Here is an 18,316-nt window from a genome sequence, read left to right as displayed (position 1 = left end):
TATCATTTCCGGGCCGCGACCAGGTCGCGACCGGATCGCACCCTAGTCGAGGTAGTCGCGCAGCTGCTGGCTCCGCGAGGGGTGGCGCAGCTTCGCCATCGTCTTCGACTCGATCTGACGGATCCGCTCGCGGGTGACGCCGAAGGTGTCGCCGATCTGATCGAGCGTCTTCGGCATGCCGTCGCCGAGGCCGAAGCGCATCCGGATCACGCCAGCCTCGCGCTCCGACAGCGAGTCGAGCAGTTGCTCGAGCTGCTGCTGCAGCATCGTGAAGCCGACCGCGTCGGCCGGCACGACCGCCTCGGTGTCCTCGATGAGGTCGCCGAACTCGCTGTCGCCGTCCTCACCGAGCGGCGTGTGCAGCGAAATGGGCTCGCGGCCGTACTTCTGGACCTCGACGACCTTCTCGGGCGTCATGTCGAGCTCGCGGCTCAGCTCCTCGGGGGTGGGCTCGCGGCCCAGATCCTGGAGCATCTGGCGCTGCACGCGGGCGAGCTTGTTGATGACCTCGACCATGTGGACCGGGATGCGGATCGTGCGCGCCTGGTCGGCCATGGCGCGGGTGATCGCCTGCCGGATCCACCAGGTCGCGTACGTCGAGAACTTGAAGCCCTTGGTATAGTCGAACTTCTCGACGGCGCGGATGAGACCGAGGTTGCCCTCCTGGATCAGATCCAGGAACTGCATGCCGCGGCCCGTGTAGCGCTTCGCGAGCGAGACGACGAGGCGGAGGTTCGCGCCGAGAAGGTGGCTCTTCGCGCGCTGGCCGTCGCGGGCGACCCACTTGAGCTCTCGCTCGAGCTTCTTCGGGAGGCCCTTCTCGGTGCCGAGCTTCTCCTCGGCGAAGAGACCGGCCTCGATCCGCATCGCGAGCTCGACCTCCTCGGCCGCGTTCAGGAGCGCGACCTTGCCGATCTGCTTCAGGTAATCCTTGACCGGATCGGCCGTGGCGCCGGGGATCGCGGTCGTGACCGTCGGCACGTCCTCCTCGTCGCCAGCCTTCAGCACGATGGCACCGGTCGGGAGCGGGACCGCGGGCGCGGTGGGCGTCGGGCGCTCCTCGGCGGCCTCGGCCTCCTCCTCGGTTCCAAGCTCCGGATCCTCGACCTCGGCCTCAGCCGCCTTCTTTGCGGCGGCGCGCTTGGTCGTGGTCTTCTTCGCCGCAGTGCTCTTCGCCGCAGTGCTCTTGGCAGCGGTGCTCTTGGCCGCAGTGCTCTTCGTCGCGGTCGCCTTCTTGGCTGTCGTCTTCTTCGCGGCCGCGGGCTTCGTCTCCCCCTCGCCCTCGGCCCCCGCTGCGGTCGCCTTCTTCGCCGCCGCAGTCGTCTTCTTCGTGGCGGTCTTGCTGGCCGCCGCCTTCTTCGTCGCCGGTGCCTTCTTGGCAGCAGCCGACTCCGTGCTCTCGGTCTGATCCGCGGTTTCGGCCGCCTCAGCCGTGGCCTTCGCCGCAGAGTTCGCACGGGACTTGGTCGTGGATGCAGTTGCCACGCAGCCGCCTCTCTGTATCGCAATCGACACTGTGCACTCGGCCTGTCGACCGAAAAGTGCTCACAGCATGAAAACCCATGTCAAGCCCGGACTATTCCCGCGAGCGGGTCAAGGTACCGGATTGAATGGGTTCGGACCTCCATTATTGCACGTTCTCGTGCCGGATCTGACCACACCCTGACAGCGTGCTCACAACCGCCGTCTCCGAGATGGGCACGAGATTTTGGGAGCTACTGCGCGGGGTCTTCGCCGGGTTCGGGATCCGGGTTGTCTCGCCCGTTCGCACCGCCGTCGCCCTTCGGGAACTGCTGGCGCTCTGCCAGGAAGCGCTCGAGCTCGCTCGCGAGCTGATCCGCCGTGGGGATCGTGCCGTCCTCGCTGATCAGCGGGGACCGCGAGGCCTGGCCTCCCTGCTCCTCGTGATCCTCCATGTACGCGTCGTACCGGTGCTCGAGGGTCTCGACCATCTCCGTCGATTCGTGGTTTTCGCGGATCTGGCTGTCGACCTGCAAGTTGAACTGCCGCGCAGACTCAAGCACCTCGTCGGTCGAGAGAATGAGGCCGGTCGCGGCCATGATCCCGTCGAGCGAGGCATAGAGTGCATCCGGGTATTCGGTGTTCGCGAGGTAGTGCGGGACGAGCAGCGCGAGGCCGACAACCTCCTCCCCCATGCTGTGCAGCCGATACTCGAGCACATGCGCGGCGGATGCCGAGAGCTTCGTCGTGGGGCGCCAGACGGACCGGGCCTCAATGAGGTCGTCCCTCGTGCCGCTCACGGTCATCGCGATGGGCCGAGTGTGCGGGACCGGCATCGGGATCGCGTGGCTCCAGACCGTTACCGAAACCTCGAACTCGTGCACCAGGAGCAGGACGCTGTCGATGAACGCATCCCACCTGAAGTCAGGCTCATACCCGCTTAGGAGCAGGAAGGGATGGCCCAGCTCGTCGTGCAGGAGGCTGAGTGTGAGCTCGTCCGGGAGGTACTCGGTGAGGTGGTCCTCCTCGAACGTAATGACCGGACGGCGCGCCCGGTAATCGAGCAGGAGGTCGGCGTTGAAGCGTACGAGCTCCTCCGGCTCGTATCGATCCCAGAAGAATTCCTCGAGCTGCGAGACCGCACCGCCCGCGTCGCTCAGCCCCTGCATCGCGACGATGAGGGGAAGCCCGCGCGGGACGCGAGCACGGCGTTCTGCGTAGTCAGCGGAGAAGATGGGATTGGTCACGTCTCCATCCTACGAAGGGCGTCTGACATGCGGCGCAGTATCGTCACGCCCACAGCGAACCCGGGTTCCGGATCTCAGCGATTCCCCGGGTGTAGTCTTGAGGCGGTGCGTCCTGGAAACCAACGGACAGCCAAAACGTGCGAGCAATCCGAGGGAGATCCACTTGGCCGATCAGCAGTTTGACATCGTTGTTCTTGGCGGCGGCAGCGCCGGATACGCTGCGGCGATCCGCGCGACCCAGCTGGGCTTCAGCGCCGCCGTGATCGAGAAGGACAAGCTCGGGGGCACCTGCCTGCACCGCGGCTGCGTCCCGACCAAGGCCCTCCTGCACTCCGCAGAGATCGCCGACGTCGCGCGCGACGGCGAGGCGTACGGTGTCCTCTCCAGTGTCTCCGGCGTCGATATCGCGAAGGTCAACGCGTTTCGCGAGAACCTGGTCGCGGGCAAGTTCAAGGGCCTCCAGGGGCTGCTGAAGGCCAACGGCATCACGGTCATCGAGGGCGAGGGGCGACTGACCTCCCCCACGACCGTGCAAGTGGGTGACGACACGATCACCGGCAAGAACGTCGTGCTCGCGACGGGATCCTACTCCCGCTCGCTGCCCGGCCTCGAGATCGGCGGCCGCGTGATCACGAGCGAGCAGGCGCTCGAACTCCAGGAGGTGCCGAAGAAGGTCATCATCCTGGGCGGAGGCGTCATCGGCGTCGAGTTCGCCAGCGTGTGGCGCTCCTTCGGGGCCGAGGTGACGATCGTTGAGGGCCTGCCCCACCTCGTCCCGAACGAGGAGGAGTCCGTCTCGAAGCAGCTTGAGCGCGCCTTCCGCAAGCGGAAGATCGACTTCAAAATCGGCGTCCGCTTCCAGAGCGTGACGCAGGACGACTCGGGAGTCACCGTGACGCTCGAGGATGGCACGACGCTGCAGGCGGACTACCTGCTCGTCGCCGTCGGACGTGGTCCCTCGACGCAGGGTCTCGGTTTCGAGGAGGTCGGGATCGAGATGGATCGCGGCTTCGTGCTCACGAACGAGCGCCTCGCCACGAACGTCCCCGGCGTCTACGCGATCGGCGACATCGTCCCCGGTCTGCAGCTCGCGCACCGCGGCTACCAGCAGGGCATCTTCGTGGCCGAGGAGATCGCGGGCCTCTCCCCCGTCGTCGTCGCCGACGTCAACATCCCGAAGGTCACCTACTGCGATCCCGAGATCGCATCTGTAGGCCTCACCGAGGCGAAGGCTAAGGAGAAGTACGGCGACGACAAGGTCACGAGCTACGAGTACAACCTCGCGGGCAACGCGAAGAGCTCGATCCTCGGCACGGCCGGCACGGTCAAGGCCGTGCGCGTCAACGACGGCCCCGTGGTGGGCGTGCACATGATCGGCGCGCGCGTCGGCGAGCTCGTCGGCGAGGCGCAGCTGATCGTGAACTGGGAGGCGTACCCCGAGGACGTCGCGCCCTTCATCCACGGCCACCCCACCCAGAACGAGACGATCGGCGAGACCATGCTGAAGCTCGCCGGCAAGCCGCTCCACGCGATCTAGCAGCGGCCGCATACTTTTTAAGCAACGAACGGAGAAATGCACGATGAGTGAATCGGTGGTCCTCCCCGCACTGGGTGAGAGCGTGACTGAGGGCACGGTCACCCGCTGGCTGAAGAACGTCGGCGACACGGTCGAGGTCGACGAGCCGCTGCTCGAGGTGTCGACCGACAAGGTCGATACCGAGATCCCCTCGCCCGTGTCGGGCGTGCTCGAGGAGATCCTCGTCCAGGAGGACGAGACGGCAGAGGTCGGCGCCGTGCTCGCGCGCGTCGGCGACGGCAGCGGCGGATCCGACTCCGCGGCGCCCGCGGCTCCGGCAGAGTCCGAGCCTGCACAGGCACCCGCCGAGGAAGCCCCCGCACAGGCGGCACCTGCGGCAGAGGCCCCGGCAGCCGAGGCTCCCGCGGCCGCTCCGGCCGCCGCGCCCGCGCAGGAGGCGCCCGCTGCCCCCGCAGCCCCGGCCGCTGGCGCCGGCGACGCGCAGGACGTCGTGCTTCCCTCGCTCGGTGAGAGCATCACCGAGGGCACCGTGACGCGCTGGCTCAAGAGCGTCGGCGACGCCGTCGAGGTCGACGAGCCGCTGCTCGAGGTCTCCACGGATAAGGTCGACACCGAGGTGCCCTCCCCGATCGCCGGTGTGCTGACCGAGATCGTCGTGGCCGAGGACGACACCGTCGAGGTTGGCGGTGTGCTCGCGCGCATCGGCTCCGAGGCGCCCGCGGCCCAGGAAGCGCCCGCTCAGGAGGCCCCGGCCCAGGAAGCGCCCGCTCAGGCGGCCCCGGCTCAGGAGGCCCCCGTCCAGGAAGCACCTGCGCAGCCCGCACAGCAGGCGCAGCAGGCTCCTGCCGCCGCGGATGCCCCCGCTCAGGAGGCGCCGGCACAGCAGCAGGCTCCCGCACAGCAGGCCCCCGCGCAGGAGGCCCCCGCAGCGCACGCCGCGCCTGAGGTGCAGGCCCAGACTGAGCCGGGATCCGGCTACGTCACGCCCATCGTCCGCAAGCTCGCGAACGAGCGCGGAGTCGACCTCGCGAACGTGAAGGGCACGGGCGTCGGCGGTCGGATCCGCAAGGAGGACGTGCTCGCGGCCGCTGAGCAGGCCGCGCCTGCCGCCCAGACGCCCGCGGCCGAGGCCGCCCCGGCGCGCGCAGAGGTGCAGGTGTCCGAGCTTCGCGGCACGACCCAGAAGATGAGCCGCCTGCGCAAGGTCATCGCCGAGCGCGCGGTCGCCTCGCTCCAGGGCACGGCACAGCTCACGACGGTCGTCGAGGTCGACGTGACGAAGGTCGCGAAGTTCCGCCAGGCGCACAAGGACGAGTTCCTCGAGAAGACGGGCAACAAGCTCTCCTTCCTGCCGTTCTTCGCGCTGGCCGCCGCCGAGGCGCTGCGCACCTACCCGATCATCAACGCCACGGTCGAGGGCGACACCATCAACTACCCGGCGCACGAGAACATCAGCATCGCGGTCGACACCGAGCGCGGGCTGCTCACGCCCGTGCTGCGCGACGCTGGCGACAAGAACCTCGCCCAGATCGCCGGGGAGATCGCCGACCTCGCGGCGCGCACGCGCGAGAACAAGCTCACCCCGGATGAGCTGAGCGGCGGCACCTTCACCCTGACGAACACGGGTTCGCGCGGCGCGCTCTTCGACACGCCGCTCGTCTTCCTGCCGCAGACGGCGATCCTTGGGACCGGCGCGGTCGTGAAGAAGCCCGCGGTCGTCTCGGGCCCCGAGGGCGACGCCATCGCGATCCGCTCCACGGTGTACCTCGCGCTGTCGTACGATCACCGCGTGATCGACGGCGCCGACGCCGCTCGCTTCCTCACGCAGGTGCGCGAGCGCCTCGAGGGCGGCGACTTCGCGGACGCGCTCGGGTACTAACCGGACGCGGGTTCCGGATCCGGATCAGGATCCGGAACCGCGGTTCAGGGCCGCGGCCCCCGTCAGGGGCCGCGGCCCTCTTCCGTTTCGGGCGCCGGCGTCAGCCGCGACTGCACCGCGTAGAGCACGGCCTCGAAGTCCCGCTCGGGATCGATCCCGCGGCTCGGGTCCGCGTGCGCCGCCGCGATCTCGCGCGCGGCCTCCCCAAGCGCCTCGCACAGGAGGCCTGCGGCGCCGACCGTGTTCCAACGGGTGAGCGCCGGCTCGAGCGAGTACAGCGGGATCCCGAGCGTCTCGCAGCCGACGTCGTGCCCGAGCCTCCGGTGCCGCCGCTCGCCCCCGTCCGCGGCCGCGCAGCGCCCGGAGACGCGCAGCAGCAGCCCCGCCCGGCAGAGCCGGACCGCGAGCCGCGCCAGCTCGCGCGCCCCGCGGCGCGGCACCTCCTTCCCACGGCGCCTCCAGGCCATCGTCATCACCTCCCGCCGACAGCGTCCCACGCGGGCCTCCGCGCGACCCCGCAATCGCGCGCCACTGCCCACATATGTGGACACTGCGCGGGCGCGGGGCGCTGTGAGCGAACACCCCGTCGAGTGCAGACGCCGCGGTCACGCGTGACGCCGGGACGCGATACTCTAGGTGTCATGGCAGCAGAGAAGGCAAAGCGGTCCGGACGCATCCGGCAGATGATTGAGATCTACAAGACCACGAAGGTTCACGATCGCAATCTGACACTCGCGCTGCTGCTTTCCTTCATTGGCCCGCTCGCGGTCGCGCTCATCCTCGCGTGGCTGCTCCCCGGCGGCTGGTTCGGCTGGGTCATCTGGCCGCTCACGGGCGTGCTCGTCGGCATCCTGCTCGTCATGATCGTGCTCGGCCGCCGCGCCGAGACGGTCGCGTACCGTCAGATCGAGGGTCGCCCCGGCGCCGTCGGCGCCGTCGTGCAGAGCGCGCTGCGCCGCTCCTGGCGCGGCTCGGAGGTCCCCGTCGCCATCAACCGCAACCAGGACGCGGTCTACCGCGTCGTGGGCCGCGGCGGCGTCGTGCTCATCTCCGAGGGCTCGCGCCAGCGCACCCAGCGCATGGCCGCCGACGAGGAGCGCAAGGTCCGCCGCGCGCTGCGCAACGTCGAGGTCGTGCACCTCTACGTCGGCGAGGAGGAGGGCGGGATCCCGCTCCCGAAGCTCTCGAAGGCCCTCGTCAAGCTGAAGCCGGCCCTCAACCGCAACGAGGTCGCCGCGGTCTACAACCGCCTGTCCTCGCTGCAAGGCACCCCGATCGGGATCCCGAAGGGCATGGACCCGAACAAGATCCGCTCGCAGCGCCCGCGCTGATCCGGACCAGCTACTGGCATGGCAACCTCCTCCCCTCAGCGCTTCGGGGACCTCGAGCCGAGCAAGTGGCCGGGCGAACGCCTCGGCCTGCCCGAAACGGGCCCCGGATCCGTCGGACGCATCGGCCGCCGCTTCATCGCGATCTTCATCGACTGGTGGCTCGCCGCGCTTCCCGCGTACTTCCTCATCGGCGGCGACGCCGCTGCCTGGTGGAACTTCCTGATCTTCGCCGCCCTGCAGATCGTCTTCATCCCGACGATCGGCGGCTCGATCGGGCACCGCCTCGTCGGGCTGCGCGTCGTGCCGCTCGTCGGCGGCTGGGTCGGCGTGTGGCGCCCGCTCGTCCGCACGGTGCTCCTGTGCCTCGTGATCCCGGTACTCGTCTGGGACTCGGATCAGCGCGGCTTCCACGACAAGATCGCCGGCACCGTCCTCGTGCGGGCCTGAGCCGGACCAGTTTCGGCCCGATCACCCGCTCGCGACACGTAACATTCGCGAAACACTGGTCACACGTTACTGAAATCTAGCTCGCGTAGGGTGGATACCAAGCCGACGCCACCGAAGGCGCATCAGCACCAAGGAGCAGCATGTTCACCACCCCTCAGGAAGTCATCGAGTTCATTAAGGAGACGGACGTCAAGTTCGTCGACATCCGGTTCACCGACATGCCGGGGGTGCAGCAGCACTTCAACATCCCGGCTTCGGCGGCAGATGAGGACTTCTTCGAGGTCGGGCAGATGTTCGACGGCTCTTCGATCGCCGGCTTCGCTGGCATCGCCGAGTCCGATATGCAGCTCATCCCCGACGTGACGACCGCGTACCTCGACCAGTTCCGCGCCGAGCGCACGCTCATCGTCGTGTGCGACATCTTCAACCCGCGCACGGGCGAGATCTACTCGAAGGATCCCCGCCAGGTCGCGAAGAAGGCGGAGCAGTACCTCGCCTCGACCGGCATCGCCGACACCGCGTTCTTCGCCCCCGAGGCCGAGTTCTACATCCTCGACTCGGTGCGCTACGAGACGACGCCGCGCCGCACCTTCTACGAGATCGACTCGGAGGAGGCGCACTGGAACTCGGGCCGCAAGATCGAGGGCGGCAACCTCGGCAACACGACGCGCGAGAAGGGCGGCTACTTCCCCGTCTCCCCCGTCGACAAGCAGGCCGACCTCCGCGACGACATTTCGCTGCGGCTGATCGAGGCCGGGCTCATCCTCGAGCGCGCGCACCACGAGGTCGGCGCCCCCGGCCAGGCGGAGATCAACTACCGCTTCGACACGATGGTCCGCGCGGCCGACGACGTCCTCAAGTTCAAGTACGTCGTGAAGAACACGGCCGAGCTGTGGGGCAAGACCGCGACGTTCATGCCGAAGCCCGTCTTCGGCGACAACGGCTCGGGCATGCACACCCACATGTCGCTCTGGCAGGACGGCGAGCCGCTGTTTTACGACGAGAACGGCTACGCCGGCCTCTCGGACATCGCGCGCTGGTACATCGGCGGCATCCTGCACCACGCCCCCGCGCTGCTCGCGTTCACGAACCCCACGATCAACAGCTACCGCCGCCTCGTGAAGGGCTACGAGGCGCCCGTGAACCTCGCGTACTCGGCCGGCAACCGTTCCGCGGCCGTGCGGATCCCGCTCACGGGCTCGAACCCGAAGGCGAAGCGCATCGAGTTCCGCGCCCCCGACGCCTCGGGCAACCCCTACCTCGCCTTCGCCGCGCAGCTCATGGCCGGTATCGACGGGATCCGGAACCGGATTGAGCCGATGGAGCCGATCGACAAGGATCTCTACGAGCTGCCCCCCGAGGAGGCGAAGAACATCCCGCAGGTGCCCGGCTCGCTTGAGGAGGCGCTCGACGCGCTCGAGGCCGACCACCAGTTCCTGCTCGAGGGCGGCGTCTTCACCGAGGAACTCGTCGAGACCTGGATCGAGCTGAAGCGCGAGACCGAGATCGCCCCGATGGCGCTCCGCCCGCACCCGTACGAGTTCGAGCTGTACTACGGGGTGTAAGGATCAGATTGTCGGGACTTTCGCCCTGACCGGGTAGTCCCCTGCGGCTTCCTCCGCATTCGCCCCTCACCGCATGCCGCGGTGAGGGGCGTAGTGCTGCTCGCCCGCGTATCGGCGGGGCCGATCGCAGCGGAACGCGAGCCGTGGGCTGTGGGCGCCACGATGTTGCTCACCCCACGGTCACACCTGCACCGAGCGTCTCGGCTTCTGCGACGTGGATCCCCGTGAGGGTGCCGTTTCTGACGAGGAGCCCGCGGCCGGGCGGGTAGTTCGCGCGCTTTTCGTGGGTGAACGGCGTGGTGAACAGGCTCGGGGTGTCGTTGGCGTCGGGTTGGAGTGCGATGGCCCAGCGCGCGCCGCGGAGCGGGGCCGCGAGCTCCCAGACCGTGCTGAGTGTTGCATTCTCGCCCTCGATGATCACGGTGTGATCGCTGCGGCGCAGGAGCTTGAGGAGTGCCGCGAGTGCGGCCTCGTTGCCGGAGCCATCGAAGCCGCCGATGTCTTCGATGACGACGAGGCCCTGGGCACCGGGCGCGGGGAACGTGCTCGGGGCCGCGCCGAGCTCGTCCTGCTCGGGTGCGTCCTCAAGTGGCATGCTGCCGATGAGCGGAAGGAGCGTGAGGCCGGATGCGGCGTGGGGCTTGCCGCCGAGCGCGAGGGTGAGCCGTTCGATCTCGTGCTCCCGGGAGGACGGACTGTCTGCGATCTCGGTCCAGTAGTGCAGCGCTCGCAGGCTCGATCGGCGCGGAGACAGGAGCACGGCATCGAGGCGCTCGTTCTGGTTCTGTGCTCGTTCGGAGATGGCGTCGATGAGTGAGGCGACTGCTGTGGTGCGGCCGGAGCCTGCGGGGCCGGTGACGAGCAGCATGCCGCCCTCGGGCACATCGACGGGCTGCAGGTCTACGGTTTCAATGGCAAAGGCTGCCGGGCTGCCGGCCTCGGAAAGTGCCGTACGGCTGACATGAGTGGGGACTTCCGGCACCCCGGGCACCTGGGCGACGCCGGCCTCGCGCTGGGACACGGCGAGCGCCGCGATCGCGGCGTCCAGGTCGGACGGGTCGTTGCCGACGGCCGGGACAGCGATGTGGATTTCTTCGTCGGTGCCGATTCTGACCGCTCGTCCCGGCGGCGCGTCCTCGAGTGCGCTCGCGGGGATGCCGAGGAGCTGGTAGTCGGATTCGGCCGTGAGTCTGAGCGCGAGTCGTTCGGGGATGCTTGCGGCAAGTGCCGCAGGAAAGTTTGCCGCACGCTCGGAGGCGAACACCACGTGGACCCCAACATTGCGACCAGCCCGTGCGACCTCGACGAGGTGCTGGAAGGCGTTCGTGCCCCCACCGAGGTGTTCATAGGCGTCGCGGAATGCCGCGAAGCCGTCCACCAGCAGGAGCACCGGCGGGCGGTCCCCCGCGGGAGACGACCCGCGCGTCGCGACGACCCGGGTGAGCATGCCGAGAAGTCTCGTCGTGCGGTCCTTGTCGTCGGCTGGCACGACATCCCCCGTGTTGGGAAGCTGCGTGAGGAGCGAGAGTCTGCCGCCCGCGGAGTCGATTCCGAAGACCTGCGCGGCGGGGTGCTCGCGTATGGCGGCAACCGCGAAGCTGATGAGGGCGGTGGTCTTCCCGGATCCGGATCCCCCGTAGATCGCCACGTTGCCCATCTCGGTGAGGTGAATGCGGTACGGCGACTGTCGCTGGAGGCTCGGCTCGTCGATAAGGCCAACGGAGACAGCGCACCCGCCCGCTGCTGCCCTGGATCGAGGCGCACCGAAGTCTTGCAGCTGGTCGAGGAGCAGCGTCGAGGGGAGCTGGTCAACCCAGGGCCTGCGCGGGGCGCGCACCCCCGACGCCTGCGCCGCATCTCGGATGTTCTGCGCGAGGACCTCGATATCGCGGGGGCCCTTGCGGGATCGCTCGGTGCCGCGCTGGCGCACCTCCGGGTGCAGGGGCCAGGGAGCGTGCTCACCAAAGGTGAGATCTCGGATCTCGACCGCGTCGCGCTGCTCGGTCTCGGACCGACCGCCGAGGTAGCCGGTCTGGAAGTGGGTCAACCTGCCGGCCCCGACCTTCACCGCGGCACGACCCGGCGTTTCCGGGGCGAAGCCCGCGGCGTCGGCCACCCCGAGCACGTCGGTGCTGTCTGCCGGGTCAGACATGCGCAGGCCGATTCGGAGGTTGGTGTTGGCGCGCAGATTGTCCTTGATGACGCCCGCCGGGCGCTGCGTGGCCAAGACCAGGTGCAGACCGAGTGACCTGCCCCGCTGGGCGACATCGATCACGCCGTCGACGAACTCCGGGATCTCATTCACGAGCGCCGCAAACTCGTCGATGACGATGACGAGGGTTGGCGGTGCGTCAGGATCCCCCCGACGCTCGAGTGCGATGAGATCCTTCGCACCCTTCTCAGCGAGCAGTTCTTCGCGATATCTCAGCTCAGCTCGAAGTGAGGTGAGCGCGCGGCGAACGAGGTGCGTGTTGAGGTCCGTGACGAGGCCCACCGTGTGCGGGAGGTCGACACAGTCCGCAAATGCTGCGCCGCCCTTGTAGTCCACGAGGAGAAAGGTGAGGCGATCCGGGGCGTACTGGGCGGCGAGCGACAGAATCCAAGTCTGCAGGAACTCGGACTTTCCGGATCCCGTGGTGCCGCCGACGAGCGCGTGCGGGCCGTGGGTGCGCAGGTCGAGCTCGACGGGGCCGTCGCTCCCCTGGCCGACGACCGCCGAGAGCGGACCGGGCTCGCGTTCAACGCCGATCGACCAGCCCGAGGTGAGGCTGTCGTTTGCGTGCCACGCCTGTGCCACCGCCTCACCCGATCCGAGAATGTCGGTGTCGACGATCTGCCCGAGAGCGACGCTTCGGGGGAAGTCGCTCTCATCGAGCACGCGAGCGCCGGCATCGACGACCGGGGCGAGGGCGCGACCGAACGTGTGTGCCTGAGGTGTGTCGATGAAGTCCAGGCCAGAGAGGGGAATGATCTCTCCCTGCCGAACGAAGTGCGCGCGCCACGCCCCCTCGGTGACCTCGATGACGGTGCGGCATGCTGCAGGGGTCGCCCCCAAGTGGGAGGCGAGCCAGATGAGATGCACGCCAACGTCGGCCCCATCCTCGGCGAGGCCGACGAGTCGCGTGCGGTCCACGATGACGTCGGAGAGTACGAGTACCACGATGGCCGGGGCCGGAGCGAGGTCGGATGCGGGTGCGAGGCGCTCGCCAGCATCAGCGGCGCTCCCCTCGATGCGGGACCTGATCGTGCTGGCCCGCGCGGAATCTGAGCGGGTCTGGATCAGGCCTTCGAGTGCGGTGAGGAGCGAGTTTGCGCTGCGTGGATCAGACACGAGGTGGGAGACGCCAAGCGGGCTGTACGCCGAGTCTGCGTGGGGCACCCATTTCAGCCAGGCCCAGTCTCCGTCGGCCTGGTAGGCGCAGGCGAAGGCGGTGAATACCAGATCTGCAGGGGAATGGAGTGCGAAGAGCTGCACCAGGAGCGCCCGGGCCGCTGCGCTTGCCCAGAGCGCGGGTCCGGCGACGCCGAGCGATCCGCAGCGATCAAGGCGTTCAAGCACCGGGACATCGGGAACGGCGGCGAACTCCTCGTGCAGTTGCGAGAGTTCTGCCCAGTTTTCGGCCGGAATCTTGCCGCGCGGCGGCAGCTCAATGCGCTTGCGACTGGGTAGCTGGGCCTTGCCGAGTCGCAGTTCGAGGAAGGCGCGATGCTCCGGGCGCCGGGTCCAGAGCCGAAGATCCTGATCGGTGGGGTACCGCAAGAGATCTGCCGGGTGCGGGGTCTCGGCGTTTCGAGCCAGGAGCTCGATGTCGCGATTCTCGGTCAGTTCCGTGCGTGCGAGTGCCAGGCCTGCGACATACTCACGCTGCTTCGTCGCTGTCGTTTTCCGCCGTGTGAGCCGAGTGTCGACCCACGAACCGATCATGATTAACGGGGAAAGCGCGACAAAGATCAGGCTCATCATTGACTGCGTTGTGAGGTACAACACCGCCCCCATGAGCAGGGGCGCCACCATCGCGATCAGGGGGGAAGCGGGTGGGCTCAGGGGTATCCGGTGGGCTCGGCAGTTCGATCGGATCGGGAGTGAACACCGGATCGACGTGAGGCGACTGCAAGTGCGGGATCGAACTCGCCAGAGACTGGTCGCGCTGAGCCGGAGGACCGACTTCAATTCGCGCCCTCACGGCACCGATCTCAACCGTCGACGTGCCCGTGAGGTGAATGGAGTGCGCCGGTTCAGCACGTCCGGTCTGATCAATTCGCGCGATGCCGTTCGCCGAACCCAGATCCTCCAGGACGACGTGGCCGTCCCGCAGGGCAAGGACCGCGTGTCGGCGTGAAACACTACGATCGTGGAGCTCGACACGACTCCCCCGCTCACGCCCGATCAGATTCTCGCCCTGCACCGCGAGAAACGAGACGCCCGCTTGTGACCCGTCAAGGACGGTGAGTTGCGCGATCGGCGTGCGGGATCGTCGCCCTTCGCCTGGCGCGGCCTCGAGCACCGGTTCAACGCTGCTCCCAGAGCTGAGTCCAGATGTGCCGATCGGATCGCCTGCGTCGAGAATGAGCGTCGGCTTGTCGGGGAACTCGGCGCGAAGGGTCAACGGCGCCTCGCGATGGGTCGCATACGGGAGAAGCCGCGGATCACCCGCACCAGCCCGCACCAGTGTCCGCGCGATTTCGCCGACCGTTGCCGTCACATCGGTGGTGAGGGTCACGTCGCGGGCTTGAAGCCGGGAAGCGCTGCTGCGCTGGACCAGGGTGACGCGGAGCTTCATGCGGAGAAATCCTTAGGGGCCGAGAACGGTCAACAACCCTGACCCCCCTGCGGCACCGACCACCCATCTCGTGGTTATCGCAGGTGCCGCGCGACACAGGGCGAAATGCGGCACGACCCCAGCCTAGAGGCAATCTCTGCCGCATGCGAAGTCCTGCAAGTTGGACGAAGTATCTGCATTGGTGGGGGTAATCCTGGCATTTGCAATGAGATTTGCATTTGTTAACAGTTGTCGTCTATCTTGAGGGGGTCGGAACGGGATCACGGTCTTGTTTTGACTCATGTGGCGTGTGCAGTGATGTTGGGGCTCTCGCACTCACGCGTCTTGGGGGAAGTACACGTCCGTCAGTGAAGGTAAGGGTGCCCCGTATGTCGAATATCAAGGTCAGCTACGCAGAGATCGAGACCGCTGCATCACAGCTCGGATCTGGTCGTGAAGAGATTACGACGAAGTTGCAGGGAATGCAGACCCAGATTCAGAACCTGGTGTCTTCGGGGTTCGTGACTGATCAGGCGTCGGGGAAGTTCAACGACGCGTACACGAAGTACACGACGAGCGCGAACACGCTGATTGCGCAGTTGAATGAGATCCAGGCGTTCCTGACGAGTACCGCGACCGCGATGCGTGATCTCGACTCCCAGATCGCATCCAAGATCAACTAGCTCCGCGCCGGCATGTCCGTCAGGGACGAAGTATTTCGTGGACCCGACTCCGGCGAGGCCTCGGCAGTGGATCTCGAAGCAGACGGTGATCTGCTGACCGAGCTTGCCAGGCTGTGGGGCCGGGGGCTTGCTGACGAGCGGAAGCTGTGGCAGCTTTTCGACGCCTGCGAGATGTTTATGTACCGTCCCGATTACTTCGGGGCGCCGGTCTTCGACGTCGAAGGCACCCTCGTGACACCCGTGTTCTCTCGAGTTGAGCTTCTCACCGAATTCGTCACGGCATCACCGCTCGGACCCGAGCACGGTGCCGACGGGTTTGACTGGGTACGAATCACTGGTGCGCAACTGTTCGGGTTGCCGGTTCGAGCGAGGTACCTCGCGATCGATCCCGGGCAGGAGCACACCGCACTCATTGATCTCGCGTCCCGTGAGGACCCGCCGCCACTTGCCGGTGGGGCCGCTCCCGTCGCGGTCAATCTTGAATCAACACAGGACGGGATCATAGTCGCCGGGTATGAATCCTTGGCGGCAGGCACGATCGCAGCAGAAACCTAGCCCATGAGTTCTTTCCAGAGTTCTTCGCAAGACCTCCGAACCACCGCGGCCAATGCCGCGACCGTGTGTTCAGCGCTCTCGAAGCACCCGGTGCATCAGCTCGCAGCTGGTGAGTTCGGGCATGCCGGGGTTGCGGCCGCCGTCAGTGCATTTCAGCAGGCCTGGGCCGGGGAATTTGGGCTTCGCCAACGCGCAGCCCAAAACGGTTCGCAACTTCTCCGAAACGCAGCAAGTGACACCGACCGGGTTGACGCCCTTCTCGCACGCGCAGCATCGAAAATGGCTGGTGGCTGATGCTTTCAGGATCCGCGTCGGTCGAGACCTTGATCCCGGGGAACCCGGCTACGATCTCTGGAGCACTTGAAATCGTCGGTTCCGGGGTAGGCGCATCACGCCAAGTGAGCCATGCGTGGCCGAAGCTACAGATTCCGTCCTGGGCCGGGCAAGCCGCTACCAGTTGGGCTTCGGTTGTGCCGCGCGAAGCGAACCGTATGGCTCAAGCCTCCGCTGCCTTTACTCGCGTCGCGGCCGCGCTACTCCGGTATCAGACCGCGTTTCTGACGGCGCGGACAGAAGCGCAGGCGGCGATTGCGGATGCAGCCGCCGCCGAACAAGCGACCGTGCTGGCCCGAACGAAGCATCAGCAGGCAGCGAAGGCCGCAGCGCAGGCTGATCCCGGAACCCCGGCCGCGACCCCTCCGGTCTATTCCGATCCGGGCGCCATGGGGCTCCTGATGGCGCAGTCCCGGCTGGCAACAGCGCAGATGACGCTTCTCGCCATTGGGAATGAAGTCACGGCTGAAATCCATGCGGCAGCCGGCACCACCAGCAACGCTCCGCCCGAGATCACTGAGGACGGGTGGGACGTCTTCTGGAATTCACCCTTCGGGCGCGGCCCGCTCCTTCACGCCTTCCCGCAACTGGATCCCATCGTGAGCGGGTTCTTCAAGGGGTTCACGAGCGCCGCCTGGGACACCATTGTGGGCCTGAATGAGCTCATCCAGGCGATGGACCCCGCTCAGAGACTCATCCGGGACCTCCGCAACTTCCTCACGGGAGGCCCTGACGCACTTTTCAAGCAGTACATGGATGATACCCATACACTCATCGCGATCGGCTCAGACCCGCTCGGGGCGCTGCGAGAAGTGTGGCGGCAGATCAGCGCAGAGGACTTGTGGGCAACACACCCAGCCGAAGCCACCGGACGGGTCACCTTCGAAATCCTCAGTTTGGTTGTCCCTGCCGCAAAGGCCGGCGCGGTCAGCAAACTCGGAAATGCCGCAGAAGCTGCCGCTCAAGCTGCCGCGAGGATGTCAAGAATGACCAACTTGCTTCGGAACAGCAAGGGCATCACGGTATCTGGGGAAAGAGTGCTGGTCAATGGCGTAGACAAGATGTCCCTGGGAGAACTCTCTGCCCTCTACGACAAAAGCACCCACAATATGGGCGCGGGTCAAGCAACGCTTGGCCGGTTCATTCCAGGGAATTCAAAAAGCTATGAGCAGATCGCGCAACAGAATGGCGACGCGCATTTCAATCTTAAAAATCCAGGCTGGCAAGAGACCAGAAACACCTACAACCTTTCAGATGAAGCGCTCTACGAACTCCTGAACAAGCCATTCTTGGACGAGATCGTCGCCAAGGGGATGCCAGTTCGATTTACAGACAACCCAGCTGCCAGACCGGGCAGCGCAGTGGACAAGGAACTCAAGTATCTTGAAATGAACGGTTATGAATACAACCCAAGAACAGGCTTTGCGACTTACGAGGGGAGGTAAACACGTTGAAGATTCAGAAGCTATTCGACTACCGCGAGGTCGTTGGAGACCACTTTGGTCCTAAGGCCCGGTACATCGACACTGTCCGCTACGGTCCTGAAAGGGATCAGGAGGACGGACATGTGCGATTTCTCTTATACGAAACATTCATCTTCGGGTTTGGATTTCCTGGCGCCCAGTACTCTTCGGTGAGTTGTTTTTTCCAGGCGAGTGATTCGGTATCCATGACTGAATTCAGTGGTAGGGATCACACGTTCATCGAGAACAATCTTGATGCGCTGAAAGAAGCGTTTTTTGATGTGGACACCTTCTGTCGGCTTCGTCTTCCTGAGAAGTTCTTGTCGGATCTGGATTCTCGCGCCAGAATAATCTGATCGCAACTCTCGTGAATGTGCGCAAGGTTGGGTCTGATGCGCGTTGAGGTGACAGTTTGACTTTTACGTGCATCAGACCCAGCTCTGAAGCGCCCGGGGAGCGGTGGAGGCTTGAAACCTGTGAGGCATGAGCGTAAGGCAGCATCGAGGAAGTACAGCGAGGAAGTGAAGGAGTGGCGACGCGGCTTGCATTGGACGCATGTCGCGATCCGGCGAGCAGGATAGGGGCGATCAAGCGGATCGCGGCCCAGCTCGAGATCCATCTGGAGGCGTTGCGTACCTGAGATAGGAACTGGTGCAAAAATGAGCAAGACCGAACCTTACTTCGGGGTGTTCTGGGGAGCACGCGAACAGACCTTCGGGCAATTTGTACACCAGACACGCGAGTTCCTGTTGTTGCTACGGAAACTGCACCCGACCTTCGGAGCTCTCTACGTACTTGGTGATCGTGTAGACAATGAACGGCCCCTAGGTCCGAACCTAGAGAATCTCGAGAAGCTCGCTCTAGAGCGAGCTTGGAGCAACGAGACCCCAAGCTCGCTCTAGAGCGAGCTTGGAGCAACGAGACCCCAAGCAGCTGGTTCACGCATCTTGACAGTGAAGGGCGTCCAACCTGCGATACAACGGTTGATGTTGGTTGGGGTCTCGGGTTCGCGAACGAACCCGAGACTCAACGCACGAGCGAACACCTGTCCATCT

The 18,316-nt window shown here is 66.1% G+C and carries 14 protein-coding genes; 9 read left to right on the top strand and 5 right to left on the bottom strand.

The genetic code is table 11. The features are described 5' to 3' along the window. Positions 1–42: 42 nt before the first annotated feature. Positions 43–1,485, bottom strand: coding sequence for an RNA polymerase sigma factor (locus ACOPJ3_RS09025; RefSeq protein WP_427868856.1), 1,443 nt, complete (start codon positions 1,483–1,485; stop codon positions 43–45). A gap of 230 nt (positions 1,486–1,715) precedes the next feature. Continuing rightward, positions 1,716–2,708: a proteasome assembly chaperone family protein gene (locus ACOPJ3_RS09020; protein ID WP_427868855.1), complete on the bottom strand. Its 993-nt coding sequence runs from the start codon at positions 2,706–2,708 to the stop codon at positions 1,716–1,718. 163 nt (positions 2,709–2,871) lie between these two features. On the opposite strand from ACOPJ3_RS09020, the gene lpdA reads away from it, so the two are divergent. Next, a complete protein-coding gene (gene lpdA / locus ACOPJ3_RS09015; protein WP_427868854.1) occupies positions 2,872–4,245 on the top strand; it encodes a dihydrolipoyl dehydrogenase in 1,374 nt (457 codons plus the stop codon). A 43-nt stretch (positions 4,246–4,288) separates the two neighbouring features. Beyond that, positions 4,289–6,124: a 2-oxoglutarate dehydrogenase, E2 component, dihydrolipoamide succinyltransferase gene (gene sucB / locus ACOPJ3_RS09010; RefSeq protein ID WP_427868853.1), complete on the top strand. Its 1,836-nt coding sequence runs from the start codon at positions 4,289–4,291 to the stop codon at positions 6,122–6,124. A gap of 62 nt (positions 6,125–6,186) precedes the next feature. On the opposite strand, the gene ACOPJ3_RS09005 is transcribed toward sucB, so the two are convergent. Continuing rightward, positions 6,187–6,591 (bottom strand): hypothetical protein, encoded by a 405-nt coding sequence (locus ACOPJ3_RS09005; protein WP_427868852.1) that lies wholly within the window; start codon positions 6,589–6,591, stop codon positions 6,187–6,189. Between the two features lie 174 nt (positions 6,592–6,765). Between ACOPJ3_RS09005 and ACOPJ3_RS09000 the strand changes: the two genes are divergently transcribed. The 3 genes from ACOPJ3_RS09000 (at position 6,766) to glnA (ending at position 9,467) form a co-directional block, all read left to right on the top strand. Next, positions 6,766–7,455 carry a DUF4191 domain-containing protein gene (locus ACOPJ3_RS09000; protein ID WP_427868851.1) on the top strand — a complete coding sequence of 230 codons (690 nt, stop codon included), beginning with the start codon at positions 6,766–6,768 and terminating at the stop codon, positions 7,453–7,455. Positions 7,456–7,473: 18 nt separating this feature from the next. Continuing rightward, complete coding sequence (locus ACOPJ3_RS08995) at positions 7,474–7,902, top strand: RDD family protein (RefSeq protein ID WP_427868850.1); 429 nt, start codon at positions 7,474–7,476, stop codon at positions 7,900–7,902. Positions 7,903–8,042: 140 nt separating this feature from the next. Next, positions 8,043–9,467, top strand: a complete 1,425-nt coding sequence (gene glnA / locus ACOPJ3_RS08990; protein ID WP_427868849.1) for a type I glutamate--ammonia ligase — start codon at positions 8,043–8,045, stop codon at positions 9,465–9,467. Between the two features lie 169 nt (positions 9,468–9,636). On the opposite strand, the gene ACOPJ3_RS08985 is transcribed toward glnA, so the two are convergent. Then, a complete protein-coding gene (locus tag ACOPJ3_RS08985) occupies positions 9,637–13,392 on the bottom strand; it encodes an FtsK/SpoIIIE domain-containing protein (protein WP_427868848.1) in 3,756 nt (1,251 codons plus the stop codon). Further along, positions 13,328–14,248, bottom strand: a complete 921-nt coding sequence (locus ACOPJ3_RS08980; protein WP_427868847.1) for an FHA domain-containing protein — start codon at positions 14,246–14,248, stop codon at positions 13,328–13,330. The genes ACOPJ3_RS08985 and ACOPJ3_RS08980 overlap by 65 nt, the downstream gene beginning before the upstream one ends. Before the next feature lie 368 nt (positions 14,249–14,616). On the opposite strand from ACOPJ3_RS08980, the gene ACOPJ3_RS08975 reads away from it, so the two are divergent. From ACOPJ3_RS08975 to ACOPJ3_RS08960, 4 genes are all read left to right on the top strand, one after another. Beyond that, the gene (locus ACOPJ3_RS08975) at positions 14,617–14,910 is read left to right on the top strand and encodes a WXG100 family type VII secretion target (protein WP_427868846.1); all 294 of its coding nucleotides are present in this window, start codon (positions 14,617–14,619) and stop codon (positions 14,908–14,910) included. A gap of 66 nt (positions 14,911–14,976) precedes the next feature. Beyond that, positions 14,977–15,465, top strand: a complete 489-nt coding sequence (locus tag ACOPJ3_RS08970) for a hypothetical protein (protein ID WP_427868845.1) — start codon at positions 14,977–14,979, stop codon at positions 15,463–15,465. A 293-nt stretch (positions 15,466–15,758) separates the two neighbouring features. Then, positions 15,759–17,243, top strand: coding sequence for a putative T7SS-secreted protein (locus tag ACOPJ3_RS08965; RefSeq protein ID WP_427868844.1), 1,485 nt, complete (start codon positions 15,759–15,761; stop codon positions 17,241–17,243). A gap of 5 nt (positions 17,244–17,248) precedes the next feature. Next, complete coding sequence (locus ACOPJ3_RS08960; RefSeq protein WP_427868843.1) at positions 17,249–17,617, top strand: hypothetical protein; 369 nt, start codon at positions 17,249–17,251, stop codon at positions 17,615–17,617. The last annotated feature ends 699 nt before the right edge of the window (positions 17,618–18,316 follow it).

The sequence above is a fragment of the Leucobacter luti genome (assembly GCF_050310065.1).
Lineage (GTDB): Bacteria > Actinomycetota > Actinomycetes > Actinomycetales > Microbacteriaceae > Leucobacter > Leucobacter luti_B.
This window is presented reverse-complemented; position numbering and strand designations above follow the sequence as displayed.

Excerpts from the sequence above, each read along its gene's own strand:
- sucB (WP_427868853.1), top strand. The coding sequence starts at position 4,289 with ATGAGTGAATCGGTGGTCCTCCCCGCACTGGGTGAGAGCGTGACTGAG.
- ACOPJ3_RS08965 (WP_427868844.1), top strand. The coding sequence starts at position 15,759 with ATGCTTTCAGGATCCGCGTCGGTCGAGACCTTGATCCCGGGGAACCCG.
- glnA (WP_427868849.1), top strand. The coding sequence starts at position 8,043 with ATGTTCACCACCCCTCAGGAAGTCATCGAGTTCATTAAGGAGACGGAC.
- ACOPJ3_RS08975 (WP_427868846.1), top strand. The coding sequence starts at position 14,617 with ATGTCGAATATCAAGGTCAGCTACGCAGAGATCGAGACCGCTGCATCA.
- ACOPJ3_RS08985 (WP_427868848.1), bottom strand. The coding sequence starts at position 13,392 with ATGATCGGTTCGTGGGTCGACACTCGGCTCACACGGCGGAAAACGACA.
- ACOPJ3_RS08980 (WP_427868847.1), bottom strand. The coding sequence starts at position 14,248 with ATGAAGCTCCGCGTCACCCTGGTCCAGCGCAGCAGCGCTTCCCGGCTT.
- ACOPJ3_RS08995 (WP_427868850.1), top strand. The coding sequence starts at position 7,474 with ATGGCAACCTCCTCCCCTCAGCGCTTCGGGGACCTCGAGCCGAGCAAG.
- ACOPJ3_RS09000 (WP_427868851.1), top strand. The coding sequence starts at position 6,766 with ATGGCAGCAGAGAAGGCAAAGCGGTCCGGACGCATCCGGCAGATGATT.
- ACOPJ3_RS09005 (WP_427868852.1), bottom strand. The coding sequence starts at position 6,591 with ATGGCCTGGAGGCGCCGTGGGAAGGAGGTGCCGCGCCGCGGGGCGCGC.